Annotated in this window: 26 protein-coding genes; 14 read left to right on the forward strand and 12 right to left on the reverse strand. The window is 50.5% G+C overall.

Going from position 1 to position 26,503, the window contains the following annotated elements; genetic code table 11:
* Positions 1–11: 11 nt before the first annotated feature.
* Positions 12–158 (forward strand): hypothetical protein, encoded by a 147-nt coding sequence (locus HUU10_00275; protein ID NUQ80018.1) that lies wholly within the window; start codon positions 12–14, stop codon positions 156–158.
* Here the strand turns inward: HUU10_00275 and HUU10_00280 are convergent.
* Both HUU10_00280 and HUU10_00285 read right to left on the reverse strand, forming a co-directional pair.
* Entirely contained in the window at positions 155–1,591 is a 1,437-nt protein-coding gene (locus HUU10_00280; protein ID NUQ80019.1) for a peptidase M14, read from the reverse strand. The genes HUU10_00275 and HUU10_00280 overlap by 4 nt on opposite strands.
* A complete protein-coding gene (locus tag HUU10_00285) occupies positions 1,588–2,865 on the reverse strand; it encodes an amidohydrolase family protein (protein ID NUQ80020.1) in 1,278 nt (425 codons plus the stop codon). The genes HUU10_00280 and HUU10_00285 overlap by 4 nt, the downstream gene beginning before the upstream one ends.
* 61 nt (positions 2,866–2,926) lie before the next feature.
* On the opposite strand from HUU10_00285, the gene HUU10_00290 reads away from it, so the two are divergent.
* Positions 2,927–3,493 (forward strand): TlpA family protein disulfide reductase, encoded by a 567-nt coding sequence (locus HUU10_00290; protein ID NUQ80021.1) that lies wholly within the window; start codon positions 2,927–2,929, stop codon positions 3,491–3,493.
* Here the strand turns inward: HUU10_00290 and HUU10_00295 are convergent.
* The 4 genes from HUU10_00295 to HUU10_00310 are packed head-to-tail and all read right to left on the reverse strand — an operon-like array spanning position 3,490 to position 8,001.
* Entirely contained in the window at positions 3,490–4,362 is an 873-nt protein-coding gene (locus HUU10_00295; GenBank protein NUQ80022.1) for a phosphate/phosphite/phosphonate ABC transporter substrate-binding protein, read from the reverse strand. The genes HUU10_00290 and HUU10_00295 overlap by 4 nt on opposite strands.
* Positions 4,359–5,951, reverse strand: coding sequence for a hypothetical protein (locus HUU10_00300; protein NUQ80023.1), 1,593 nt, complete (start codon positions 5,949–5,951; stop codon positions 4,359–4,361). The genes HUU10_00295 and HUU10_00300 overlap by 4 nt, the downstream gene beginning before the upstream one ends.
* Positions 5,951–6,808 (reverse strand): methylenetetrahydrofolate reductase [NAD(P)H], encoded by an 858-nt coding sequence (gene metF / locus HUU10_00305; GenBank protein ID NUQ80024.1) that lies wholly within the window; start codon positions 6,806–6,808, stop codon positions 5,951–5,953. The genes HUU10_00300 and metF overlap by 1 nt, the downstream gene beginning before the upstream one ends.
* Positions 6,805–8,001, reverse strand: a complete 1,197-nt coding sequence (locus tag HUU10_00310; GenBank protein NUQ80025.1) for an alanyl-tRNA editing protein — start codon at positions 7,999–8,001, stop codon at positions 6,805–6,807. The genes metF and HUU10_00310 overlap by 4 nt, the downstream gene beginning before the upstream one ends.
* A gap of 141 nt (positions 8,002–8,142) precedes the next feature.
* On the opposite strand from HUU10_00310, the gene HUU10_00315 reads away from it, so the two are divergent.
* Both HUU10_00315 and HUU10_00320 read left to right on the forward strand, forming a co-directional pair.
* Complete coding sequence (locus tag HUU10_00315) at positions 8,143–8,973, forward strand: DUF1684 domain-containing protein (GenBank protein ID NUQ80026.1); 831 nt, start codon at positions 8,143–8,145, stop codon at positions 8,971–8,973.
* 95 nt (positions 8,974–9,068) lie between these two features.
* Positions 9,069–10,274 (forward strand): hydroxyacid dehydrogenase, encoded by a 1,206-nt coding sequence (locus HUU10_00320; GenBank protein ID NUQ80027.1) that lies wholly within the window; start codon positions 9,069–9,071, stop codon positions 10,272–10,274.
* Positions 10,275–10,357: 83 nt separating this feature from the next.
* On the opposite strand, the gene HUU10_00325 is transcribed toward HUU10_00320, so the two are convergent.
* Positions 10,358–11,434, reverse strand: coding sequence for an ABC transporter permease (locus HUU10_00325; protein ID NUQ80028.1), 1,077 nt, complete (start codon positions 11,432–11,434; stop codon positions 10,358–10,360).
* A gap of 16 nt (positions 11,435–11,450) precedes the next feature.
* Here HUU10_00325 and HUU10_00330 point away from each other — a divergent pair, with 16 nt between their 5' ends.
* Positions 11,451–11,684 (forward strand): hypothetical protein, encoded by a 234-nt coding sequence (locus HUU10_00330; GenBank protein ID NUQ80029.1) that lies wholly within the window; start codon positions 11,451–11,453, stop codon positions 11,682–11,684.
* Here HUU10_00330 and HUU10_00335 read toward each other — a convergent pair.
* The 4 genes from HUU10_00335 to ilvD all read right to left on the reverse strand — a co-directional run bounded on the left by HUU10_00335 (position 11,655) and on the right by ilvD (position 16,173).
* Positions 11,655–12,578: an ABC transporter ATP-binding protein gene (locus HUU10_00335; GenBank protein NUQ80030.1), complete on the reverse strand. Its 924-nt coding sequence runs from the start codon at positions 12,576–12,578 to the stop codon at positions 11,655–11,657. The two genes, HUU10_00330 and HUU10_00335, sit on opposite strands and share 30 nt — an antisense overlap.
* Before the next feature lie 4 nt (positions 12,579–12,582).
* Positions 12,583–13,800, reverse strand: a complete 1,218-nt coding sequence (locus HUU10_00340; protein ID NUQ80031.1) for a peptidase C1 — start codon at positions 13,798–13,800, stop codon at positions 12,583–12,585.
* A gap of 11 nt (positions 13,801–13,811) precedes the next feature.
* Positions 13,812–14,411 (reverse strand): rhomboid family intramembrane serine protease, encoded by a 600-nt coding sequence (locus tag HUU10_00345; GenBank protein ID NUQ80032.1) that lies wholly within the window; start codon positions 14,409–14,411, stop codon positions 13,812–13,814.
* A gap of 82 nt (positions 14,412–14,493) precedes the next feature.
* Positions 14,494–16,173: a dihydroxy-acid dehydratase gene (ilvD, locus tag HUU10_00350; GenBank protein NUQ80033.1), complete on the reverse strand. Its 1,680-nt coding sequence runs from the start codon at positions 16,171–16,173 to the stop codon at positions 14,494–14,496.
* Between the two features lie 337 nt (positions 16,174–16,510).
* On the opposite strand from ilvD, the gene HUU10_00355 reads away from it, so the two are divergent.
* The gene (locus HUU10_00355; protein NUQ80034.1) at positions 16,511–17,905 is read left to right on the forward strand and encodes a 4Fe-4S binding protein; all 1,395 of its coding nucleotides are present in this window, start codon (positions 16,511–16,513) and stop codon (positions 17,903–17,905) included.
* A complete protein-coding gene (locus HUU10_00360) occupies positions 17,902–19,317 on the forward strand; it encodes a 2-oxoacid:acceptor oxidoreductase family protein (GenBank protein ID NUQ80035.1) in 1,416 nt (471 codons plus the stop codon). The genes HUU10_00355 and HUU10_00360 overlap by 4 nt, the downstream gene beginning before the upstream one ends.
* 138 nt (positions 19,318–19,455) lie before the next feature.
* Here HUU10_00360 and HUU10_00365 read toward each other — a convergent pair whose 3' ends face one another.
* On the reverse strand, positions 19,456–20,532 hold the full coding sequence (locus HUU10_00365; protein ID NUQ80036.1) for a ketoacyl-ACP synthase III: 1,077 nt from the start codon (positions 20,530–20,532) through the stop codon (positions 19,456–19,458).
* 124 nt (positions 20,533–20,656) lie between these two features.
* Here HUU10_00365 and HUU10_00370 point away from each other — a divergent pair, with 124 nt between their 5' ends.
* The 7 genes from HUU10_00370 to HUU10_00400 are packed head-to-tail and all read left to right on the forward strand — an operon-like array spanning position 20,657 to position 26,486.
* On the forward strand, positions 20,657–21,484 hold the full coding sequence (locus HUU10_00370; protein NUQ80037.1) for an NAD+ synthase: 828 nt from the start codon (positions 20,657–20,659) through the stop codon (positions 21,482–21,484).
* Positions 21,484–22,227 carry a 16S rRNA (cytidine(1402)-2'-O)-methyltransferase gene (gene rsmI / locus HUU10_00375; GenBank protein ID NUQ80038.1) on the forward strand — a complete coding sequence of 248 codons (744 nt, stop codon included), beginning with the start codon at positions 21,484–21,486 and terminating at the stop codon, positions 22,225–22,227. The genes HUU10_00370 and rsmI overlap by 1 nt, the downstream gene beginning before the upstream one ends.
* The gene (lnt, locus tag HUU10_00380) at positions 22,187–23,806 is read left to right on the forward strand and encodes an apolipoprotein N-acyltransferase (GenBank protein ID NUQ80039.1); all 1,620 of its coding nucleotides are present in this window, start codon (positions 22,187–22,189) and stop codon (positions 23,804–23,806) included. The genes rsmI and lnt overlap by 41 nt, the downstream gene beginning before the upstream one ends.
* Positions 23,807–23,825: 19 nt before the next feature.
* Positions 23,826–24,443 carry a septum formation protein Maf gene (gene maf / locus HUU10_00385; protein ID NUQ80040.1) on the forward strand — a complete coding sequence of 206 codons (618 nt, stop codon included), beginning with the start codon at positions 23,826–23,828 and terminating at the stop codon, positions 24,441–24,443.
* Between the two features lie 8 nt (positions 24,444–24,451).
* Entirely contained in the window at positions 24,452–25,360 is a 909-nt protein-coding gene (miaA, locus tag HUU10_00390; protein ID NUQ80041.1) for a tRNA (adenosine(37)-N6)-dimethylallyltransferase MiaA, read from the forward strand.
* A 6-nt stretch (positions 25,361–25,366) separates the two neighbouring features.
* Positions 25,367–25,960 carry a nucleoside recognition protein gene (locus tag HUU10_00395; protein NUQ80042.1) on the forward strand — a complete coding sequence of 198 codons (594 nt, stop codon included), beginning with the start codon at positions 25,367–25,369 and terminating at the stop codon, positions 25,958–25,960.
* Positions 25,953–26,486, forward strand: a complete 534-nt coding sequence (locus HUU10_00400) for a spore maturation protein (protein ID NUQ80043.1) — start codon at positions 25,953–25,955, stop codon at positions 26,484–26,486. Before HUU10_00395 ends, HUU10_00400 begins: the two co-directional genes overlap by 8 nt.
* The last annotated feature ends 17 nt before the right edge of the window (positions 26,487–26,503 follow it).

The raw sequence follows: 26,503 nt of genomic DNA on the forward strand, positions 1-26,503 counted from the left end.
TATTCTGGTTTATGGCCACCGTTCGTGCCGGATTCATTGCGGCCGGGCTCTGGCTACTCTTTGCTTCCGATTCCACAGCCGACCCGTTTCTCAGAATTTTATTCGGAATTGTGCTGATTCTGTTTGGTGCTTTCAGGCTGATCAGGCAATTCAGTTAAAGCTCCACTTCCAACCCCTTCACCCCATCGGGCAGCCACCAACCCTGAACCGGTTCCCAACCTGCTTCTGCAGTCCAGACGATCAATCCATTCACGACTATCTGAACAGGCCGGTCCCCTTCCACGATCCTGAAAGAAGCCCGTTCTCCCGGATTCAGAAAGCGGGTGGAATGGTCATGCCGCGAGCCAACGGGACAAAACGTACCCGGCACGACGGACACCCACCCGGCCACTTTATCAAAAGCCTGTTCCGGGTAATAAAACGTTGAAGCCCCGTTCATGAGGTGGTTTTTAAGGATTTCGGCCGACTCATCCCCGGTCAACTGAACCGATGTCCCCGGCCGGAGGACACCAGGAGTTCCTTTCACAACTACCTTTGCTGAAAGCGGATGCAATGCACCGATATCTGCAACCAGACCCACCAGGCGCTCATGGCCATTTATCTGTTCCATTGGGACCATGTTAATAGCCAGATCGGCTTTAAATGTCTGACTTCCCGCCGATTGAACCATCAGGTCTGTCAGTTTCAGGTCGGCCAGCAACGGGCCATTAAACGGAATTGCTTCATACCCTTCCGGAGACCCGTTCTTCCAGTTTCCCGAGGCAATATCAACCAATGAGCAAAGGAACAGATGAAGGTTTAACTGCCGTACAAAGGGTTTATCGGGATTCTCATCTCCGCCCGATTCGATCAGAATGGTGGAAACTCCCCACTTTTGCATGTTATCACCAAAACAACGGCTGCCGAAGGCGTCATCGTACTTTCCGGTATGATTGGGTCCGGCCACACGGTCAAGTTCCTTTGCCAGTCGCGAGATGAGGCATTTAGCCCGGTCTCTGACCTCGTTGTTATCGCGATTCAGATTAAAGGCCGGAGCCAGTAAACTGATTCTGGCCACCTTTCCGGTATTTCCAACCGTGTATCTCGGATTCTGATCATGCAGATTAAAACCCCAATGCGGATCAAACTGATCTTTCTCTGATTTGAGAATCCGGGCCTCTGAAGATGCCAGTGCACCTGCATCTCTGTTCAGGTCGATTCCGGCGGCATTCCGTCTCTGAAAACGTTGTGCTCCATCGGGATTCAGCATTGGAATGCACCGGATGGTGACGGAAGATCTGAGTGATTGAATGACAGGCAGATCTGGGTACTGATGTAAAAGAGACCATAAATCGAGAAGAGCAAGCGTTGCGGTTGGCTCATTCCCATGCATCTGACTCCACATGAGGATCCGGATGGGGCCGTCTCCCCAGGTCAACCGGTGAACCGGCCGGCCCTCCATGCTGAAGCCCGCCACCTCCGGACTGAACCCAAGAATGGATTCCAGATGGCTGGTTAGTTCCGGTTGGGTAATCCGGCGGGATTGAGCTGGTAGAAACCGATACTTTTCTTCGAAGATTTTTGAGGCGAAATCGGTTAAAGACTGGTTCATAGCCACGGTCCGCTGTCGAGTTCAGAGCGACGGAATCCGCCGATCCAGGTATCTTCAACCGATCCGGGGAAGGTAAATCCTTCGAAAGGAGACCATCCGCATTGAGTTCTTAAGCCGTTCTGCTTGATGGTTACCGGCTTTTTCATATTCAGAACGGTCAGATTGGCCATATAACCGGGTTTGATTTCTCCAAGACCTGCTCCGATTCTGGAAGGATCGAGAAATGGTGCAGAAAAACGACCCGGGTTTACTGCACAGACCTGCTCAATAATGGAAACCGGTACCTGTTTTTCACTGATGAGCCAGGTTACAAAGGCCCCGTAGGTATCGAGATGGGTAACCCCTGAGGTTCCTTTTTCCTTTTCTTCCCTGCTGTGAGGGGCATGATCGGTGGCCAGGTAGTCAATATCTCCGTTTTTAAGCGCATCCAGAAGCATGTCTTTATCCCGGTTTTCCCGGAGGGGCGGATTCATCTGAAGCCATTTGTGATTGGCAGGTGTCAGCATGGACTGATCGAAGAACAAGTGTGTGGGAGTGACCTCACAGGTAACATCGACCCCTTCCATCTTGGCACGAAGGATTTTTTGAAGACCATCACCGGTTGAGTAATGACAAAGTTTTCCACGCAGCCCATAAGTGCGGATCAGTGCAAGTGCAAGATCGGTGGCCCTGATCTCGGCCATTGCAGGGCGGCGACGTTCGTGTGTGGATTGTTCCCTGTTCAGATCCAGAACAACCGGATCCTCACAATGAAAACTGATGGGTAAACCAGCATATCGTGCCAGAGTCTGGGTCAGTGTTTCATCATCTTTGAAAAACAAATCACCAATCGAGGGACCCATAAAGGCTTTATATGGTACGTTGACCGATAAAGGCAGCGTAGCCGGACCGATACCCGCATAAATCACCAGGGGAATATGGGAGGACACAGTTAACGCATGTTTTGCTTTCCAGGATGCATCATCGACGGGTGGAACCGGATTGTTGGGCATGTCTGCAATATGGGTGACACCACCATTCAGGGCAGCCAGACTTGCAGACCGGAAACTTTCCTTATAAAGATGCTTACCTGAAACATCTTCCCTTGCGTGGACATGAATATCACCAAATCCTGCAAAAATCAGACAGGAATCCGGATAATTGACATGTTCGTTGCCATCAGGCATCTGAACGGAATGAATCAGCCCTGTTTCGCGGTTCACCGTAATGGACAGGCGCTGAAGGGTCCCCTTACTGACAACCGGACCCGCAATGGTTAAAAGACTTGGGTACATACAGGTTATTAAATTTTATCTAAAATCTATATTTTTAACGGTTTAACAAAACGGATCTTCTATGAAACCACTTTCCATTTTGCTTGTTTTGGTCGGTTTACTGGCATTGGCCTGTCAGCCAGAAAAAAAAGCCGCTGAGGATAACCGGAAGTCACTTCCCTATAAATCTGGTCTGGGATCCCCTGAATTGGGGAAAGTAAACTCACCCTTTATCGATGCCTATGTGATGCGTGACTGGACCCTTACCGAAGTGGAAGGCGGAGATGACAATCTGATGGACTGGAAAGGTGAAGTGATTGTACTGAATGTATGGGCGACCTGGTGTGGTCCTTGTCTGACAGAGATTCCTTCTCTGGAACGCCTTGATTCCTTGCTGGGTGATACACCTGTGCGTTTTGCGCTGGTCTCTGCCGAAGAACCAGCCGTTGTTAAAAAATTCCTCGATGATGTAAGAATCGGTTTACCGGTTTACACAGCAGAAGAACTGCCTCCGGCATTTCAATCGCAGGGAATTCCGGCTACTTATATTATTGATAAACAAGGAAATCTGAAATCCTTTCACCTGGGATATGCACAGTGGGATGAGCCTCAGGTGGTTGGCTACCTGAAAGGGTTAACCTCCCTTTAGTGGCCGAGGACCAACCGCGCCGCTTCTTTTACATTATCAAAAAGCCGGTTATCGGCAGGTGCAAATGAATCGGTCCGGTTTATTTTTCTGATCAAACGTTTCCCCTGATCGGTTTCAGACACTCTCATCAATCCCTGTGAGAGCAGTTTCATGGTTTGTTCCTGGTGATGCGGACTGTTGGTGGCCATACCGACCACATCGCCCGGTATCGGCCGGCTGAACAGGATGGGCCTGATCTGGGTCCAACCGTCCTTATCCTTCAGGAATTGTTTCCAGGCATTGTCCTGATTGGTTGTATCATTTGAGAAGGATGCACCGGCATCGACTGTCCGGTTAAAAACAGCATTCACCACTTTATCATGTCCTCCCAGAAACACCACCTGCCTGAACCAGGTATCCGGCTGAATCCCCCGAAGTCTGAGCTCCATTTCGGGAAACAAACGACCGGCCGTGCTGAGCGGATCTGCAAAACCAATAACTTTTCCCTTCAGATCTTCCAACGACCTGATTCCGGAATCATCTCTGACAAAAATGGCTGAGTAGAAATAGGGTTTGCCCTGACGGACCGAGGTCAGCAGGGGTGTGACACCGACTTCATTTACAGCATCCACATAACTCATGGGAGCCAGCCATGCCAGATCCACATGCCCGGTCCGCATGGCTTCGATCAGAGAGGCATAATCCGGCGCAACGAAGGGCCTCACTTCCATACCTGTTTTCTGACTGATCAGGGCCGAAAGAGTATCGGCAGTCAGTTCAATTTCCTCGATGGCAGAGCCGGGGATGAAGCCGAAAGTTACCGTATGACGGTCATCTGACGCGCAGGCGGACAGAAGAAGGATTGAGATGGCGGCCAGCAGTCTTATCATTGTTTATAACCCTGAATAATGAATTCGAGCCGTCGTCCACTGGTTTTCAGGTTCCCCGCCTGCGTGGCAAGCTGCCCCAACTCACCGGTCAGGCGGTCTGCTTCACGATTGATATCCTCCATGTTCCGGGCAATCTGACCCACTGCCTGCAACTGTTCCTGAGTAGCCCGGGTAATCATTCTGACCGAACCCACGGTTTGCTGATGCTGATCGGTGAGATGTCCGACCAGTTTTTCCAGGTCGTGCAGACTTTTCGTGCCACGGGTAACCGAATCACCGACATGGGTAAACATCAGCCCGGACTCACGGGTGTGGTCCACAATATCATTCAATTGCTTTCTGATCTGTGCCAGGGTTTTTTCGGTTTCCTCTGCCAGTTCCCTGACCTCGCGGGCCACCACCTGAAACCGCTGAACCTGTTTTGCAGATCCAACCGATTCGAGCTGAGCATTGAATGCAATCAGTTTCAATTCTTCGTTTATTCGGTTCACAACGTCGGCAATACGGTTAATCGCCTCGATTTCAGCGATGTTCTTATCGAGCAGCTGCCTGAACTGAGAGGACATCTTTTCAATCTCGTCCATCTGGTCAGTGATGGATTTCACCGACCTGTTTGCATCATTCAGCTGTTTCCGGTTTTGGGTGGATTGCTTTTCGATGATTCCGGCGAGAGAAGAAACCGACTGGGTACTCTGTGTGATCTGTGATGCAGAAGCCGTGATCTCATTGATGGACTGATTCAGATCCTGAAATGCTTTTTTCTGACTATTAAGAATATCCCCCATCTGATCGGAGTCCGCTATGAGCTGAGACCCGGTTTCACGGATGGCCCCGGACCAGAGGGCCTGAAGTTCAACATAATTTCCAATTTCGGTGGCCAGTTCCCTGATAGAAGTAAACCTGGATTTCTTTAACTGATCGAGGTAACGCTGACCGCCACTATCCAGCGAATGAATAGATCGGTTCAGCATGCCGATCTGATGGATCAACCGGCCGGCGGTCTGCCGGTACCCAACCCATACAGCAGCAGCGATCAGACCATAAAACAGGAACGATACCCAGACAAACCACCAGAAAAACTGATCATATTCCCCCATCTCCTGAACTGTGATCAATCCGGCAGCAGGCAGGTCTTTAAGGCGTAGGTTGTTTCGGACCAGGATCAGGGTCTGGCCATTGGGTGTGTGGGTGATGTGCCATGAAATGGTGTCGCCATCGACGGGCACGGTTTTATCCCATGAGACCTGATCGGGTAATCCGCGCATTTCTGCCAGTGGTGACCGGATTCTAAGAAAACGGTCCTGATCGGAAAATCCATAAAACGAAACCGGCAATTTGATGCAGTAGGCATTAAGGGAACGCCTAGTTTCAATCGGAATCACCGCCAGATCGTCGGGCGAATCGGCTTGCCTGAATTCGGCCTGATTGCGAAGGACAAAGGAGGCCCAGTTCCCGATCCGACCCAGATTGATCACACTTTGCTGAAGATAAATTTGAGAAAAAACCCAGACGGTTAACAGCCACAATCCGGCAGGAACCAGAATAAAGGGCAGAACCCGCAAGCTGTTTTTTATAAAACCCTTTGTCATTACAGATTTTCGAAAATAATCCGGGTGGCAGCTGATTTGTTCAATGTATAGAAATGCAGACCGGGAGCACCGCCGGCAATCAGTTCGCGGCATTGGATCATGGCATGTTCCAACCCGATCAGGGCCACTTCGGTCGGATCGGATTCCACTTCGGTCAGGGCTTCAACCAGCCGGGGCGGAATAACAGCCCCGCACATTTCGGAAAACTTTTTGATCTGGCCGAAATTGGTGATTGGCATGATACCGGGAATGATCCGGCAATGGATACCGGCACGGGCTGCGCGATCGACAAACCGGAAGTATTCATCATTATTGAAAAACAGCTGAGTAATGACAAAATCGCCACCCTCGTCCACCTTCCGTTTCAGATTTTCGATATCGGCTTCCGGTGAGAGAGCCTCCGGATGGGTTTCAGGATATCCGGCCACTCCGATACAGAAATGGCCGCCCATTCGGATATGACGAACCAGTTCACTGGCATACCGGTAGCCGTTGGGAGGAGGAACCCAGCCTGAATCTCCTTTGGGCGGATCGCCGCGAAGGGCCAGGATATTATCGATGTTTCTAGATTTAAGTTCATTCAGGGAGTCCTGCAGTTCATCGGTTGTATGCCCCACACAGGTAAAATGGGCCATGACTTCGAGCCCGATCTGGTTCCGGATGGTATCAACGATGCCAAATGAACGATGCCGGTTAGAGCCACCTGCCCCATAGGTCACCGACACAAAGTCCGGATTCAAGGGTTTCAGCCTGTCAACTGTCCTGAGAAGGGTTTCAACCCCTGCATCAGTCTTGGGGGGAAAGAATTCAAATGAAAAGGTCTTTCCTTTTTTTTGCAGAATATCCGAAATTCTCACTGATGATTCCTTTGATTAAACCATTGCCGGATCAACAACTCAACCTGTGAAGGTTCAGCAGGACCGGGTATAGAAAACTGAACAACGGAGCGGCTTCCACCACCGCGCAATCCGAATTGTTCTTTGATAATAGGTAATATTTCCCTGATATCCGGGATATTATCCGACGATGTGTATAAAATGCCATCGATTCCTCGACCGACAGAATACAGGAAGCCGGCCGATCGGGTCTTTTCTGCAAGATAGGAAGCCATGACCGATAAATCTTCAGGGGATTTTCCATCAAGGGATCGGATAATGAATCCCTGGGCAGGCAACTCGTTAGCAAGAGCAGCTGCTTCCAGCAGGTTCAGCCGTTTTCTGTATTGCCCCAGTTCTTTTCTGAGAGCCTTTTCGGAATCGGTCAGTTGCCTGATCCGTTCTGTTAACTCATCACCCGTTGCACTGACGATCACTGACAGATCACGCAGCAACCGGGATTTTGAATGGTAATCTGCCAGAGCTCTGTCACCGCATAAAAACGAAAGCCGGATGCGATCCGACTTCATTTTTTCGGAACGGAGCAGTTTAACCGGACCCACTTCGGATGTTTGCCGGCAATGGGTACCCCCGCAAGGAGTCACATCGAAGCCCGAAATGTCAATCAGGCGGATCGTGCCATAGACGGTGGGTTGTTTTCTTAAATCGAACCTGGAAAGATCTGACTCAGAGACCAGATGTACTGCAACCATTCTTGCTTCATTCACAATCTGGTTGGCCAGCCCTTCAGCATCAGCTGCCATGCTCTCAGAAAAACCCTCCAGAGGAAGATCAATCGTGTTCTGGGTTTCACCCAATGTGCTGGAAAGGGTTTCGAGTCCGCCCACCAATTCAAATGCACGTGAGAGAATATGCTGTCCCGTGTGCTGTTGCCTGAATTGCCGTCGGCGGTTACCATCTATACTCGCCTCGAAATCCCCTTCCGGCACGGGACCTTCCATCAGATGGACGATGGTGCCATCCCCGGTTGCAATCACTTCTTTTACCACCACATCATTGATCAGACCCGTATCATGCGGCTGTCCGCCGCTGGTGGGATAAAACCAGGTTTCGGGTAAAATCACGGCTGGTTGTTCATTGAACAAGGTTTGGGTAAGGCCAGTGCCCGAAAAGGCAAGCCGGTAGGAATCGTGGTAATACTGTCTGATGGTCATGGGATTAACTGATTAAAAGTAGGAAACCGGAATTTGATTTTAAAATGAAAATCTTGTTGTGGCGGTCACGTTTTGCTAATCTGTGTTGCTGTTTCGGACTGGAATGATTGTAAATTCAATATTTAAACCATTGGATATTAAATGACCGCTACCTTTCACCGGCTTTTTCTGATTCCCGTTGCCTTCACCCTGTATTCCTGCACAGGTGATCCTTATCATCAGTCAATTGAGGACTGGCATCAGTCTCGGATTGAAAATCTGAAACGTCCCGATGGATGGCTGAGTCTGGTCGGACGTGATTGGCTCAAACAAGGAGTAAATACCTTTCCGGGATTCGGTACCATTACCGTGGATAGCAGTACCTTTTCTGTGGATTTCGAAGAGGGTCTGGTGGTTTCTCTGCTTTCTCCGGGGGGTGAACTGGAAGGTATAAAAGCCGATCAGACAAAAATCAGGATTGGTACCAAAACCCACATGATCATCCGCCGCGGCAATGACCTGGCGCTCAGAACCTGGGACTCTGAATCACCGGTACTGAAATCCTTTGAAGGCATAGACCGTTACCCTACCAATGAGACCTGGAAAATCACTGCCCGGTGGGAACCTCTGGCGGCCCCTGAAAAAATTGTAATCCCGACTCAATTGGAAACCTACAACCCGGAAGCCGAAATACGCGGACGGGCCGTTTTTACCTTTGAAGGAAAAACCTATTCGGTTCTTCCCACAGTTGAAGATTCCGGAAGGGCTTACTTCCTGGTTTTTGGTGATGAAACCAATGGTCCGGAAACCTACGGGGGTGGCCGGTTCCTTTATATGGATCCACCTGAAAACGGTCAAATGGTCCTGGACTTCAACAAATCCTACAATCCGCCCTGTGCTTTTACGGCTTACGCCACCTGCCCGGTGCCCATGCCTGAGAATAAACTACCTTTCCGGGTAGAAGCCGGGGAGAAAAAACCGACGGGACACTGACCCTCCTCCCAATCGTTTTCTAATCCGGCAACCCTTCCGCCCGTTTTGATTATTTACGACCTTTATGGCTGACCATAAACCATGAAGGACCCACCATGATTGTACTCGTTGCCGACAAATTCGAAAAAAGCGGACTCGAAGGTCTTAAATCCATCGGTTGCACGGTTATTTCAGACCCGGATGCAAAAGACGATTCCCTGCTTGCCTCTCTGAACCAAAACAAACCAGATGTGCTGGTTGTCCGATCAACCAAAGTCACCGCTCCGATGATGGAGATTCCATCATTAAAACTGATCATCCGGGCGGGTGCCGGTTATAACACCATCGATGTGAATGCTGCCAGTAAAAAAGGCATTTACGTTTCCAACTGTCCGGGAAAAAACTCCATTGCAGTTGCTGAACTGGCGATGGGACTTATCCTGAGTTTAGACAGACGCATCCCTGAAAACGTTGCCGACCTGAGAGCCGGCAAGTGGAATAAAAAGGAATACAGCAAAGCCGACGGATTGTTTGGCAAAACACTCGGTCTGGCAGGCCTTGGAAACATCGGCAAGGAAGTGGCTCTCCGCGCCAAAGCTTTCGGATTGCATGTCATTGCCTGGAGCAGAAGTCTGACCCCTGAAAAGGCAGAATCACTGGGAATCGGATTTTGTGAATCACTGACTGCACTTGCTGACCATTCAGATATCATCAGTGTGCACCTTGCACTGAACAATGACACCCGCGGACTGCTAACAACCGGATTTTTCAACAGCATGAAGCCGGGAGCCTTGTTTATCAACACATCAAGAGGTGAAGTGGTAAATCAGGGTGCTCTGCTTGCCGCCATTGAATCCAAGGGGCTTCGTGCCGGACTTGATGTATTTGAAACCGAACCGGAAGCAGCCACGGCCGACTTTACCGATGCAGCAGGAAAGCATCCGAAAGTCTACGGAACCCACCACATTGGCGCCTCCACCAATCAGGCCCAGGAAGCCATTGCAGCCGAAACCGTTCGTATCGTGAAGGAGTTCAGGGAAACCGGTCATGTACCGAATGTGGTCAACCTGACTAAAAAATCACCCGCGAGCTGGCGACTGGTTGTCCGGCACCTGAACCGTCCGGGAGTACTGGCATCGGTTCTGGATGGAATCCGTGCCGAGAACATCAACGTGCTGGAAATGGAAAACATTGTTTTCGCCGAAGCTGAAGCAGCGGTTGCACGGCTGAATCTTCAGGATCAGCCCCATGCAGAAACCCTCGGACGGGTGAGATCCATCAATCCGAATATTCTGGCCATTGATCTGGTCGAATTGAAGTAACCTGTTTTATAAGCCAATTGCCTACAGAAGGTCTAAGATCCTTAACCCCGCTCCGGCGGGGAAGGAAAGGAACTTCTGATCTGTTAATGCCACTTATACAGACGAAGTCCTATGGCTGCCGTTATCAGCCCGGTGGCGCTGAGAATGATCAGGGCTGGTATGGAGTCGATTAACCCGGCTCCTTCATTAAACACCGCCCTGATCGAATCGGCCAGGAGGGTGAGAGGCAGGTATTGTATGAACGGAATGACGGCTTCCGGAAAGTTATGATAGCTGAAAAAGATACCCGACAGAATCATCATGGGCATCGAAACAGCATTGATGAAACCAACCCCGATCCGGGTATTATCGGCGCGGCAGGAAAGCAATATGGCGATTCCTGTGAAGGACAGGTTTCCAACCAGAAACAACAGACCCAAAGCCAGTAATGATCCGGTGGGCAGCAGGTCGAAGTAAAGCCAGGCAAACACCATCAGAATAACCACTTCCACCACACTCAATACGATACGTGCCGCCATCAGTGAAATCATGAATTCATGCTTTTTCATGGGAGTGGCCAGCATCCTTCTCAGCAACTTTTTCATCCGGTATTCGATCAGACCAAATCCGATTCCCCACAAGGCCGAATTCATGATTCCGAAGGCAATCAGACCCGGCACAAGAAAATCAATGTAGCGGGTTCCGATCAGGGTCAGTTCGCGGACGGTAGCCAGTTGTGTGCTGTTGCCTGAAATGGCTTCGGTCAGAATGTACCACGAAAGCTGGGCATCCGTCGAGGCCGGATCAAACCGAACAATGGGTTTTCCATCGGGGCCGGGCACCAGATAACTGGTGATGATACCACGTTTCAGCATCACAATGGCAGAATCCTCGGTTGCGGAAATGAAATGAATCCGCTGTTTGCCCGAAACAGGTGAATCGAACTCCAGAACCGACTCACCCCCGGACAGGTAAGTTCCAAGGACTGAGGTGGTATCCCAGTTACCGGGAACCACGGCAATGGTGCGGGAAAGTTCAGGTTTGGAAGTAAAAGCCACACCCAGAACCCAGGCGATCGCCAGCGGAAAGACCACCGCCCAGAAAATGATTTCGGGTTCTCTGACAAATTCCCTGAACTGTACTTTGATCAGACTGATCAGTGACTTTGATATAATTTTCATTGGATTTTTCTGCTAAATGGTTTTATTGGCTACTGGCTACTGGCTGCTGGCTACTGGCTATTGGCTATTGGCTGCTTGCTACTGGCTATTGGCTATTGGCTATTGGCTATTGGCTATTGGCTATTGGCTATTGGCTACTGGCAATTGGCTATTGGCTGCTTGCAATTGGCTATTGGCTGCTTGCTACTGGCTGCTGGCTATTGGCAACTGGCTGCTGCATTTATTCACTCAGATGATGCCCGGTCATTGAGATAAACAGATCATCGAGTGTGCGTTTGCTGCACTCAAGATCACTCAGTCCAAGTTGATGATTATCATTCAGTTCCATGATCTTTTTAAGAACTGCCATTGTGTCAGTGGTCACCAATTCGGTGGTTTCTGCGATCTGGTTTACCGATAACACTTTTTCCCCGACCGGTAGCCAGGCCGGCTGAAAGGTTGTGACCGTCCGGAACCGGATGAGTTCCCCGCCCCCGTGCTCATTCAGCAGTTGGTTCAGAGTTCCGCTGGCGAGGATATCACCTTTATTCATCATGACAATCCGGTCGCAGAGATACTCGGCTTCTTCCATGTAATGGGTGGTCAGTATGATGGTGGCCTTCCTCGATTTTAACTCCATCAGCAGATCCCAGATTTCGCGGCGGGCGGTTGGATCGAGGCCCGTGGTCGGTTCATCGAGCAGAAGCAGTTCCGGATCATTAATCAGCGCAAGCCCGATGGCCAGTCGCTGACGCTGCCCGCCGGACAGGTTCACGGTATAGGCCTTCACTTTTTCCTCAAGCCTGATTTGTGCAAGAATTTCCTTCACCCGTTCAGATCCGATGGAAAAGAAGGAAGCAAACAGATCGAGCGTTTCCCCAACGGTCAGTTTATCGATGAAGCGGGTTTCCTGCAAAGAAAGACCAATCCGGCGACGCAGTTCCTGTTCAGCCGTTTGCCAGGTTTTCCCAAAAAGCAGGATACTTCCTGAATCGGGTTTCTGAATGCCTTCAATCATTTCGACCAGTGTGGTCTTTCCTGCCCCGTTCGGACCCAGCAAGGCAATAAATTCACCAGCCTGGATGGTCAGGTTCAGATCCTTGACAGCATGAACATCTTTAAACCGCTTGTTTACCTGCCGGATATCTATCACCGGTTGATTCATGATCTCAGCCTTTTTTGAATTGTGACAGCATCTGCTTTACGGCATCCTTATGAACGGTAAAGCTCAGCATTTTTAACTTTACAAAGTCTTCCCGGTAGAAATAATAACCGGGTGCCTCTTTATGATTCCGTGATCCGGCACCCGAATCCTTTATCAGATACCAGAGCTTACCCTCTTTTACAGTTTTTCCTACCAGATGAAGGGCATGGTCGTCGGTGCTGGTCCCATTCAGGAACCGGTATTGACGTGCGGATTCATTAATCGATCCGGCCGGCAGGTCAAACTCAGGAACAATGGCAATTCCATCAAAACCATCAATACCAGCCTCGGACACATCGCCACCGATGGCCAGCGTAAATCCCTGGTCCAGTGCGGAATTGATCAGATTCATAAAATCATTCAGCGGAACGTTGTGATAATCGGCGCTTCTCCACCAGTTGTCAGGCACTTTATACTCAGCTTTGGTAAAGTAGGGCGCTTCCATGAGGCTCATGAAATCCACATAGTCACCTGGATTCAGTCTCAGAACCTGTTTCAGATACTCCTGCGGTGAATAGGATTTATTACCTTCCTTCACAACGGTGGGTGGTTCCCCCAGATGGTGATTCAGAATGGATCTGATTGTTGAAATCACCCACTCTTCATTCCAGGAGGCACTTGCCTTCACACCCTCAAGGAAAGCTTTGATTTCATCGAACAGCGGACGGTGGTCATGGCACTGCTGACCTTTTTTCATTCCATCATACAGTTCAGCAGGAATGGCCCCGTACAGGGAAAAAATTCTTGCGACTGCATTGGTTTCACTTCCTTCTCCGATAAAGCTGTTTCCGCGTTCCCGCACAAACCGGCGGGCCTTTTCAACGTATTCCCAATAAACCGTGTAGAGTTCTGACAGCTTAACCTCACGTCCGGAAATCCGTTTAATTTCAGATTCATAAAAACTGGTGGTGGCAAAAGACCAGCAGGTTCCAGTAATCCCCTGAGAAATGGGAGCTGTGTGCCAGATGGGTTTGAAATCATTAAACGCAGGTTTGCTGATGCCGGAGAAATCGGCTTTGAAGATTCTCCTGTTTTCACCTTCCCTTTTCTGAAAGGCGCCAGCAATGGTTTCCAGAGAATCATAGAACCCTTTTCTGACCGGAACAAACTTTCCGTCCGTTTGTGCAACAAGTGCCTTGCTCGTTAAAATGAGAAGGCACATTAATGAGAAAAAGAACTTCATGACACGCTCCTTCAGAAATGCGACAGAAAATGACCAATTACATCGGGAATCAGCACCAACGTGGCAAGAACGCCTCCCAGTGCCCCACCAAGGTGAGCCTCATGGTTGATCTGACCATATCCCTGCCGGCTGGCATAAATCGACAGACCCGTGTAAAGGATTGCAAAAATCCAGGCAGGAATACCGACCGGAATCAGGAATAAATAGATGTCTTCCATGGGATAGAAAAGAATAAAAGAAAACAGAACGCCCGAAATGGCACCCGAAGCACCCAGACTGTAATAGCCACTTTCCCGGTGGTGAAACCAGATGGTCAGCGCATCACCCACCAGCCACGACACCACGTAAATGACCAGAAAAAATCCAGATCCCACTGTGGATTCAAGGGCAAATGCAAAGAAATAGAAAGTGATCAGGTTAAATAACAAGTGCGCCCAGTTGGCGTGCAAAAAGGCACTGGTCACCAGACCCTGAAGGTTCTTACCCTGAACAATGGAATACGGGTGAAGGAGCCCTCTTTCCAGAAAAGCCGGATTTTTAAACAACGCGTACAGGCTCGGAATGGCGATCAGCAGGAGCAGAATAGAAGCAGCAGGATTTGAAGCAATCATATTAATCGAAATGATGGTTTATAAACAAATCAGCCGGGTGAACCCGGCTGACACGATTCAAAAGTAGCCGAAAACCGGATTGTTACAAATCGGTCACGCAGCCCTTCGAGGCAGACGCAACCAGTTTTGCGTACTTGTACAGCACACCGCTGGTTACACGTAAAGGAGGTTCAACCCAGGCGGTCCGGCGTGATTTCAGTTCAGCCTCGGTCAGATCAACCACCAGTGTATTGGTTTCTGCATTGATGGTGATGATGTCACCATCCTTCAGCAGACCGATCGGTCCTCCCAACTGGGCCTCTGGTGTGATATGCCCGACCACAAAGCCATGCGTTCCGCCCGAAAACCGGCCATCGGTGATCAGAGCGACCGATTTACCCAGTCCGGCTCCCATGATGGCGGCGGTGATTGACAGCATTTCACGCATTCCAGGTCCCCCTTTCGGACCCTCATACCGGATCACAACCACATCACCGGCTTTGACCTTTTTTTCTTCAATTCCGATGAGAGCGGCTTCTTCACCATCGAATACACGGGCCGGACCAGAAAACACCAAACCTTCTTTTCCGGTGATCTTGGCAACCGATCCGTCGGGAGCGAGATTCCCGTACAGGATACGAAGGTGTCCCGATGGCTTCAGAGGTTGATTGACCGGCATGATCACCTTCTGTTCCGCTTCCAGATCGCGGCATCCTTCGAGGTTTTCTGCAAGGGTTTTACCCGTTACGGTCAGACAGGAGCCATCGATCATGCCATGTTTCAGAAGCAATTTCTGAACGGCCGGTACGCCGCCGACTTCGTATAAATCCTCGAACACATATTTTCCTGACGGTTTCAGATCGGCCAGATAAGGAACCTTGTCGGACACATTCTGAAAATCATCCAGCGAAAGCACCACTCCAGCCGAATGTGCCATGGCCAGAAGATGAAGGACTGCATTGGTTGAACCACCAAGGGCAATGGTCACAGAAATGGCATTCAGGAACGCCTGCCGGGTCATGATATCCCGTGGCTTAATGTCTTTTTCGAACAAATGCATCATGGCCTTCCCTGCAGCCCGGCATTCAGCCAGTTTTTCCACGGCATTGGCCGGAATAGACGAGCTGTAAGGAAGCGACATACCGAGCGTTTCGATAGCCGCGGCCATGGTGTTGGCTGTGTACATGCCACCACAAGCACCCTGACCTGGACAGGCGTGCTTCAACACATCATTCATATCGGATTCAGTGATTTTTCCGGAAAGAAACTCTCCGTAGCTTTCAAATGCAGATACAATATCCAGCTTGCGCTCACCGAGCTTACCGGCCCGGATGGTTCCGCCGTAAACCATGATGGATGGTCGGTTTAACCGGGCCATTGCCATCACCGATCCAGGCATGTTCTTATCACAACCCGGCAAAGCAATACAGCCATCATACCACTGGGCGCGCATTACCGTTTCGATGGAGTCGGCGATTATATCGCGACTGGGAAGACTGGCCTTCATCCCCTGTGTACCCATGGAAATGCCATCCGATACTCCGATCGTATGAAACACCAGTCCCAATCCGCCTGCTTCATTGCATCCCTTTTTCACCTCCTGGGCCAGTGCATTCAGGTGCATATTGCACGGATTTCCGTCCCAACCCATGCTGGCAATCCCAACCTGAGGTTTGTTCATATCAGCATCGGTAAGGCCGATACCATACAACATGGCCCGGGATCCGACCTGACTGGTTTTCTGGGTAAGCTCGCTGCTGTATTTATTTAATTGAGAGGACATAAAACACCTGTTCTGGTTAAATAAGCGAGGCAAAGATAGGAAACGGCCTTGGAGATTTCGAAAAACGATCCTGAATCACCCGATCTGGCAGTCCTGATCTGCAAGAGGATTTCACAATGCAAAACCATCTGTGCCCACTCACTTTAGAAAGTAAGGAGCAATTATCAATTGGAACCGGTACCACAGAACTGATCGGGAAATCATGCTTAAGTACTTCATTTTCATACCTTTAAATAACGACCAGACGAGATTATAATCCGATTAATCTTACCCTTGTGGACTGTTATGTGCCGGCGGGCTTCCGTAATTTCGGTTATGAAAACTAACCGGAGGAACCATGGCAACGAACCGTGACCACCTGGAACCGGTCGTCGACCCTGCCTATTGCAAGGGATGCGGCCGGTGTATTGACGCCTGCCCCCATCATTGCATCGAAATGGGCCATGACATCAACCCACTCACTGGCCTTACACCCATCATTATGAATCTGGAAGCCTGCTCCCACTGCGGTCTCTGCGTGGTAGCATGCCCTGAACCTTACGGACTTCACATGGAAGATGTGGAAGATTATTCGGTGGTTGGTAAGGATACCTTTGACGGTGTGAAAAAGACCCGTCCCGACGCAACCGACCTTCCCGGAAAACGGTTGCCGATGGATCCGGGCCTGCCCCTTCTGATTAAGGGAACCTATGCCTCCTCGATCGGAGCCATTCTGGCAGGATGCCGCCATTTTTACGGGTATCCGATCACCCCTTCCACCGAAGGAGCTGAACTGATGGCCAAACTTCTCCCTAAACTGAATGGGATTTTCATTCAGGCCGTCAGTGAAGTGGCCACCATTAATATGATGTACGGAACTGGTGGTGCCGGACTTCCCTGCATGACCTTCACATCCTCACCTGGATTTTCTCTCATGCTCGAGGGGATTTCCTACATGATCGGGGCCGAAGTTCCCGGTGTGGTTGTCAACATCATGAGAGGTGGTCCTGGTCTCGGAAACATTGCCCCCGAACAAAGTGACATCAAACTGGTTTGCCGGGGTCTGGGTCATGGCAATACCCACGCCATTGTACTGGCTCCCGCCACTCCGCAGGAAATGCTCGACTTCACCATGCTTTCCTTCGAACTGACCTTTAAATATCGTCACCCGGTTATTCTGGTGGCCGATGGATATCTGGGCCAGATCACCGGAAAAGTCACCCTTCCCGATCATTTCATTCAACCAGGGCTGCCTGCCTGGGCCGTTTCGGGTGACGCCATGCACCGCGGCAATCTGATTGCGTCCATCGACATCACCGAAAGTGATTTGGAAGCACGTAACATCCGCCTGAATGAAAAGTATGACCGGATGATTCAATCGGAACAACGGTATGATGAATTCTTCTGTGACGACGCGGAAATCCTCATTGTGGCTGTTAATACACCTGCTCAGATGGCCAAGGGAGCCGTTCAGGAACTCAGACACCGGGGAATCGCTGCCGGCTTGTTCCGTCCGTTAACCTTGTGGCCATTCCCTTCGGCCGGATTGTTAAAAAGAATGCCACAACTCAGACAACTGGTGGTGGTTGAGGCATCGAACGGTCAGTTGGAAGATGAAATCAGACTTCAATTAAATAAAGCTGGTGTGTGGCCGCTCCCGCCGATCGACCATGTAAGACGGTTCGGTGGCATCTTACCACAATCCTCGGAAATCATCACCAAAGTCCTTGAACTGGAAGGAGTGGGAGTATGAGCGTTTTTTACAGTACTTTCGAACGCCATGCTCATGGCGAGGGATTAAAAGGGCATTCCACTCATTACTGTCCGGGTTGCGGACATGGACTTGCTCATAAATTCCTTGCAGAGAGCATTGATGAACTTGGCATTCAGGACCGGACCATTGCCATTTCCCCGGTAGGATGTTCGGTTTTTCTCTATTATTACCTCGATGTAGGAAACTCACAGGCTGCCCATGGTCGTGCACCGGCTGTGGCTCTCGGTCACAAAATGGCAAATCCGGAATCCATTGTGATCAGCTATCAGGGTGATGGCGATCTGGCATCGATCGGATTGGCAGAAATTATCCACGCCGCCCAGCTTGGGCTGCCAATCACAGTCATTTTCGTGAACAATGCCATTTACGGGATGACCGGTGGTCAGATGGCTCCCACCACCCTTCCCGGAATGAAAACCATGACCTCTCCGTACGGACGGAATCAGTTCATGGGCAGTCCGCTCAGAATGGCTGAAATGATCGCCCAGATAGATGCTCCCATCTATGTCGAACGGGTTGCTCTATTTGATTCAAAGCAAAGAAACCGTGCCAAAAAGGCCATCAAAAAGGGCCTTACCCTTCAGATGGAAAACAAAGGTTTTTCATTCGTGGAAGTTCTGGCCGAATGTCCCACTCACCTTCACATGACCCCGACTGATGCTCAGGAATGGGTGAAATCCACCATGATCACCTGGTTTCCTCTCGGAGTAAAAAAGGATGTGGAACCTGCCAATACGTTCCAGTTTGATAAACCGGTTTTCAAGGCAGATACCCTTCGCCACCTGGCGGGAGCCTCAAATGAAAAAGTGAAAAAATTCTCTGACGGATTTCCTTCTCATGTTGCTCCGCTCGATATCAGTCTGAAACTGGCCGGATCAGGAGGCGATGGTGCACAGACGGCGGCGTTGCTGATCACACGTACTGCAATCAACGAGGGATTTGATTCAACTCATATTCCCAGTTACGGTCCTGAAAGCCGCGGCGGAACCAGTTATGCCGATGTGCACATTGCTGAGATGGAAGTATTGTCACCTTCTGCTCCTCATCCGAATATCCTGCTGGCCTTTAATCAGCCCAGCATGGATAAATTTGGTCCGAAGGTGAAGGAAGGCGGAATCATCGTTGGCGACAGCACGGTCATTCATACCATTCCCACGCTTGAAAGAAACGTGCGGGTGGTACTGGTTCCTTTGAGTGATCTTGCCAAAAAACTCGGGAAAGTGATGGTGAAAAATGTCGTGGCTCTGGGAGCGCTTCAGGCTGCAACCAACCTTTTCCCGCCCGAATCATTTCTGACGGCACTCCGTCAGGCACTGAAAGACAAACATGACCTGATTCCGCTGAATGAAGAGGCGTTCCGTGCCGGAATGGCTTCTGTGAAAGAGGAATAAGGTACCGTTTTTTATCGTTGCTGAAGGGCATGAGGGTTCCGAAAAACCAGTCATGCCCTTTTTCTTTTAATTACGGATTTCGCGTGGATGCCGTTTCCGAAGACGATGTATGGAAACGGAGGAAATTTATTGGACTGATTACAACTCTGCAATCATGGCAGAAACGCTCATCCCCGAACCCACCGCCGCCAGCAGAATCTTATCCCCTTTTTTCAGCGAGTAACCCGGTTCTTCACCACGAAGAATACGATCGAGCAAAACGGGAACCGATGCAACCGCATTGTTCCCCATCCATGAGACAATCAGCGGGAGAAAGTCATCGGGCCAGGTTTCATCTCCGAACTGTCTGAATAACCGGCGGGTGATCGATTCCAGCATTTTGGTATTGGCCTGGTGAATCAGAAGCATCCTGATGTCCGATGGCTGAAGGTTTGCCTTACGGAGCAATGCGGCTAACGATTCGGGAACTGTTTCGATGGCATATTCATATAAACGATGTCCATCCATCTTTACATACAGATTCTCGGAAGGTTCATCAGGTCCGTATGAACGGCCCATCTTCAGCAAACGATTGTGAATTTCTGTATCGGTCCGGGTCAGATGGTTCATTAACCCGGATGAACCGGATTCATCACCCGACTCAAGAAGAACGGCCCCTGCACCATCGGCAAAAATCATGACGTCGCGGTCATGCGGATCTGATACCCGGGACAAGGTTTCCACCCCGATAACGAGGGCCCTGGTTCCACCTTCGGTCAGTAACCAGTTTCGGGCCTGAATAAGTCCGAGGATCCAGGCAGGGCAACCAAAGTTGATATCCCAGGCCACACAGAACGGATTTCTGATCCCCAGTTTTTGCTTAATACGGGAAGCCACTGATGGAATCAGGTCGCCGCGGTTGGTGCCCTCTGCAATGTCCCCAAAGTTCTGGGCACAAATGATGATATCAACCGATTCCGGATCGGCGCCAACGGATTCCAAAGCACGTTTTGCTGCAAAGAAGCCCAGATCGGAAGTTACGTGCTGTGGTTCGATCCACCGGCGTTCCCTGATCCCTGTGATTTTTGAGAATTTGCGGATAATGGTTTCTGAATCATCGGTCACAGGCGTTCCATCCGGCTGAAAAAACCGGTGATTTAAAAAGGCCTCATTCGGCACCACCCGCTCAGGTAAATAACTGCCGGTTCCTGCAATCCGGACCACTTTTTTCATCATGCGTGCAAATATCCGCTCCCCGGATACGATTTGAAAACAATTCATTACTTTACATAAGTTATGTTATTATTCTGTTCATATTCTGCTTTTAAATTCGCCGGATGGAACATGTATCTTTGAAGTCATGCTTAGCTTATCACTTCATTACCCCGAAATCACCGCTGGTCTGGTCATGTTTATCAGAAAATCAGTCCGGGAACCCGGATTCAGCAAAGTGGTTCTTGGTCTTTCTGGCGGAATTGATTCTGCTCTGGTGGCCGCCCTGGCTGTAAAAGCCCTCGGTCCGGAAAATGTACTGGGCGTCAGAATGCCCTATCAGACATCCTCTCCCGATTCACTGGCCGATGCTCAGCTCGTGGCAGATACCTTTGGTTTCCAGCTCGAAACAGTTTCTATAACGGAAGCCTGTGAGGGACTTTTCTCATTGAGTGGTGAAACGAATCAGAACCGGCGCGGAAATGTCATGGCCCGGATGCGGATGATTGTTTTGTTTGACCGCTCCCAACGTGATTCCAGGCTGGTTCTGGGGACCTCGAACAAAACCGAACTGATGCTTGGTTACGGCACCTGGTACGGAGACATGGCCTCGGCGGTTAATCCGGTTGGTGATTTGTACAAAACACAGATCAGAGAGCTATCGGAATTTTTAGGTGTTCCCCAGCCTGTGATTAAGAAAAAACCCTCCGCCGATTTGTGGACCGGTCAGACCGATGAACAGGAAATGGGATTTTCGTACGACGATGCAGATCAGATCTTATACAGAATGGTGGATCTGCGTCTTCAGGATGATGAAATTGCCCAGGCAGGATATCCGCTGCCACTGGTCCGGAAAATCAGAGGAATGATGATCCGTTCGCAATACAAACGCCGGCTTCCCCTGATTCCGAAACTGACTACCCGTTCAGTCGGTACCGATTTTCTCTACCCCCGTGATTGGTACCAGGCCTTCTGATGACCGCTGAACCCGGCACCCTTTATCTGGTTTCAACTCCCATTGGTAATCTGGAGGACATGACATTTCGTGCGGTGTCGGTTTTAAAATCCGTTTCCCTGATTGCTGCCGAAGACACAAGGAATTCGGGAATCCTCCTCTCTCATTACCAGATAGCCACAGCGGTCATCAGTCTTCATGACCACAATGAGCGGAACCGGACAGCTTCGGTTCTGACCCGTCTGCAGGCGGGCGATTCAGTTGCACTGATTTCAGATGCCGGCACACCCCTGATATCGGACCCTGGTTATTTCCTCGTCCGGGAAGCCATCCGGAATTCCATCCGGGTTGAAGCCATACCCGGTGCAAGTGCGCTTCTGACGGCGCTTGTGTCATCGGGCCTGGCATGCGATCAGTTTTATTTTGTGGGATTCCTTCCGCAGAAAAAAGGACGCAGATCCAGACTGCAGTCCCTTTCAACCATACAGGGAACGCTGGTTTTTTACGAGTCTCCTTTCCGTATCCACTCCCTGATCGAAGATTGTCTTGAAATTTATGGCAACCGTCAGGCCGTCCTCACACGTGAACTGACCAAGAAATTTGAAACCATTTACCGTGGTGACCTTCAGTCCCTGAAAACCTCCCTTTCCGGTCAATCTCTGAAAGGTGAAATGGTTCTGCTGGTGGAAGGCCTCACCCGTCACCTCAGACAGGACGATGATCATGATCAGCCGGATCCACTCTATTCTGTTCCCAGGCCCTGAAGAGCCAACCTGGAAACTGATGATCGTTGGGGCCCTTTGCTGGGTGCTCAGCTATCCGCCATTCAACCTGTCTTTTCTGGCCCCCGGACTGCTTCTCCCGGTTTTTGCCATTCTCACCGGACACAAATCCCACCTGAGAAAAACAGGAGAGTTTTACCTCTATTTGCTTCTGGCTCATTCACTTACGTTGTACTGGATTTGCTTTTCAACCTTTGCAGGTGGGGTGCTGGCCATTCTGGTCAATCCGGTTTTTATGCTGTTCCCGGTCCTGATCTGGCTGCTGACCCATCAATGGGTTTCCCGTCGATATCAACTTTTTTATCTGGGTTGCCTCTGGATCGGATTCGAGTATCTGCTCAGTTTATGGGAGCTTGCCTTCCCCTGGATGCTCCTGGGTCACAGCCAGTTTTTGTTTTCCTGGGTTCTGGAGTGGGCATCGGCTGGCGGAGTGTGGCTCGTTTCATTTTTTGTCTTTCTGTCATCCTGGTGGTTGTGGGAATCTGGTCAATCGCATCAGAAAACTGGCAACTGGTCCAGATCTTATCTGATGACCGGCCTGGCGGGCTTTCTGTTCATCATGGCGGGAGGATGGCTTCTCTCCCTTCAACCGGTTCAGGAGGATGGATCGGTCCGTGCTGCCGTTATTCAGCCCAATGTGGATCCTTGGGCCAAATGGGATGGCGACAACGAATATCAGAATCTCGTTCAGCTAACCGGAATGACCCGGAAGGCTGCTGAAACCGATTCATTGATACAGCTTGCCATCTGGCCTGAAACCGCCGTTTCCTTTTATCTGCTGGCCGATCGCGGACGGTTTGCCCTCGATGATATCCGATTACTGTCTGCCCAGACCGGCATTCAGGTGGCGACCGGGTATCCGCATGTAACATATTTTGATGATTCAACACTGGCTCCCCCAAGTGCGCGGTACAGCCGAATCCAGAACCGGTACTATCTGCATTACAATGCAGCAACCCTGATCGATTCGGGTCGCTCCCAGATTCCCTATGGCAAGATGATGCTGGTTCCCTTCGCAGAGCGGGTTCCCTGGGTCGATTCGGTCCCCTTTATGAAGGACCTTCGTTTCAATCTGGCCGGACTTGGCGGATGGGGTAAAGGACAGGATACCGTGGTTTTTGCGCTTTCAGGACAGGATTCAATCCGGTTCCCGCTCGCCATCTGTTACGAATCGGCTTTTCCTCATCTGATCAGGGAGTTCACCTTAAGGGGAGCCACTGTTCTGGCCGTCATAACCAATGACGGCTGGTGGGGTCACACATCGGGTTATTCACAGCATTTCGAATTTTCCCGGCTCCGTGCCATCGAAAACCGCCGGTGGGTGATCCGCAGTGCCAATAACGGAATTTCGGGTTTTATCGATCCGCACGGAAAAGTGATCCGGAAATCGGAATTCTGGACCGACGACATTCTCATTGAAACAGCAGGCCTTTCAAGTGGTCAGTCCCTTTTTATGCAGTGGGGACATTGGGTTCCGGTCACCCTTCTGATTTTGGGTTTCCTCCTGATTCCCATTGCCTTATTTTCACGCCTTTTTGTTAAAGCAACCATCCGAGATTAAACTGGAAAGTCCATTTGTCATGACTGAGGTCCTTTTACCGGTAATTGAATGGCTGAATGGTCATTCCGTCATCCTTGCCAGCACCTCCCCCCGCCGTCAGGATCTGTTAAAAGCGTTGGGAATCCGGTTTACCGTACAGGTTCAATCCATCGATGAAACGCATGCTGGTCTCCCCTCGGACCCACCCCTGCTTGCACAGCAGCTTGCAGCCGATAAGGTCAACGCAATCAGACCCGATTTTCCCGGCTCCTACATTATCGGGGCCGATACAGTTGTTGCCTGGCATGGGAAATCGGTTGGAAAACCCGGTTCAGCCGATGAGGCAATCCGGATGCTCAGGAAACTCAGCGACCATCAGCATCAGGTTTATACCGGTCTCGCCATTGCAGTTCCTGGTCAGGAAACCCTTCATGTGGCCGTCGAACAGACCGATGTCCGGTTCAGGCACCTTGGGGATGATGAGATCAACGCCTACCTTCAAACCGGGTCACCGCTCGACAAGGCTGGTGCCTATGGCATTCAGGATCCCATGGCAGCCACGTTTATCATGGGAATCCGGGGAGACTATTACAATGTGGTCGGATTTCCCCTCCGGCGTTTTTACGAACTGATTTCCAACATCCGATCTGGCCAGTGAGGGCCCCTGTGCTTCCGGTCCTGTTTATTGTTGGTCCGACTGCAACCGGTAAATCTTCCCTTGCCCTCAGCCTGGCAATCCGTCATCAGGCTCATATTTTATCACTGGATTCCCGGCAGATTTACCGTCACATGTCCATCGGAACGGCTCAGCCTTCAGAAGAGGATCTGAGCAGAGTTCCGCATCACTTCACGGGTGAGCTGGATCCGGCAGGTTCCTGGAATGCTTTCGATTGCTTCCAGCAGGTACGCGAGAGAATCAAATCGCTACGGGCAGAAGGAGTCCCTGTCATTGCCGCAGGTGGAAGCGGCTTGTACTATTCGGCCGTCGTACATGGAATTGCAGACATTCCTGCCGATCAGGAAACCCGGCTTCGACTCGAAAACCGCTTACACGCCGAAGGAAAAGATGCCTTGTTCGCCGAACTTCAGCAAGCAGATCCTGAATCGGCTCAACGGATGGATCCGACGAAAACCCAGCGGCTCATCAGAGCACTCGAAGTTCTCACCTTCACCGGCAAACCCATCAGCTGGTGGCAGCGACAGGATCCTCCATCTCCCTTTCCATTCCCTTACAAATCCATTGGTCTCCATCTGCCAAAACCGGAATTGGAGGCCTCCATCCGGAAAAGAGTGGAGTCCATGATCCGTTCGGGACTGGAAGAGGAAGTCAGGCACCTGCGGTCACTTGGTTTCGACTGGACCTCCAATTGTCTGCGGACAGTGGGATATTCCGAATGGAGAGAGTATTTTGAGGGGAAAACCAGCCAATCATCGGTTGGTGAGCAGATTGTCATTCAGACCCGCCGGTATGCCAAACGGCAAATGACATGGTTCCGGCGTGAAACCAACATTCACTGGCTTCAAGCCAGCGACAGCAACCTGTTCTCTCTCGCAGAAAAATACTGGACAGAATAAATGGGCGTGATTAATTATATATGGATCGGACTGATCCTCATTTCTCTGGTCTTTGCTGCCATCAACGGGAAGATGGCCGAGATCACCCAGGCTGCCATTGAGTATGCCAAAACCGGAGTGGATATTTCCATCGGTCTGGTGGGAATCATGGCTTTGTGGCTGGGTATCATGCGGGTCGGAGAAAAGGCAGGTCTGATAAACCTGATTTCCAAACTGATATTTCCTGTGCTTAAAAAACTCTTCCCGGGCGTCCCCGGCGACCATCCTGCTCTCGGATCGGTGGTGATGAACCTGTCAGCCAACATGCTGGGGCTGAACAACGCCGCGACACCGCTCGGACTGAAGGCCATGGAAGAATTGCAGAAACTCAATAAAGTGAAAGACCGGGTAACCGATGCCATGGTCATGTTCCTTGCATTGAACACCAGCAGTGTTCAACTCATACCCGCCAGCGTGATTGCTATCCTGATCGCAGCGGGTTCCACCAGCCCAACCGACATTATCATCACTGCCCTGCTGGCCACCACGGCTTCGACTCTGACAGCCATTGTGGCTGTGAAGGTTCTTGGACGATTCAACAGGGAGTCGCAGCATGACTGATTTTCTGAAGTCCCTGTCCGAATGGGCCATTCCGGTCATGATCGCCGGGATTCCCCTGTATGCAATAATCAAACGGATTCCGGTGTATGAAGAGGCAGTTGAAGGTGCGAAGGAGGGCTTTCAGGTTGCCTTAAGAATCATTCCTTTTCTGGTATTGATGCTTGTGGCCGTAGGCATGTTCAGGGCATCAGGCGCATTGGATTGGATGACCAGCTTACTGTCACCAGCGCTGGCAGCAGTGGGATTTCCCGAAGAATTGCTGCCTCTTGCCTTGCTGAGACCGCTTTCAGGAAGTGGATCTCTGGCCATTGTCACCGACCTGGTCACCACCCACGGTCCAGATAGTCTCATTGCGAAAATGGCGGCTACCATCATGGGTTCAACTGAAACCACCTTTTATGTGATCACCGTCTATTTCGGCAGTGTGGGCATCCGGAAATTTCGTCATTCCATTCCAGCAGGTTTGCTGGCCGATCTTGCCGGAATCATTGCAAGCGTGATTATTTGTCGCTGGGTGTTTTTGTGAATCAACCCGATATATGG

This window comes from Bacteroidota bacterium (assembly GCA_013360915.1).
GTDB lineage: Bacteria > Bacteroidota > JABWAT01 > JABWAT01 > JABWAT01 > JABWAT01.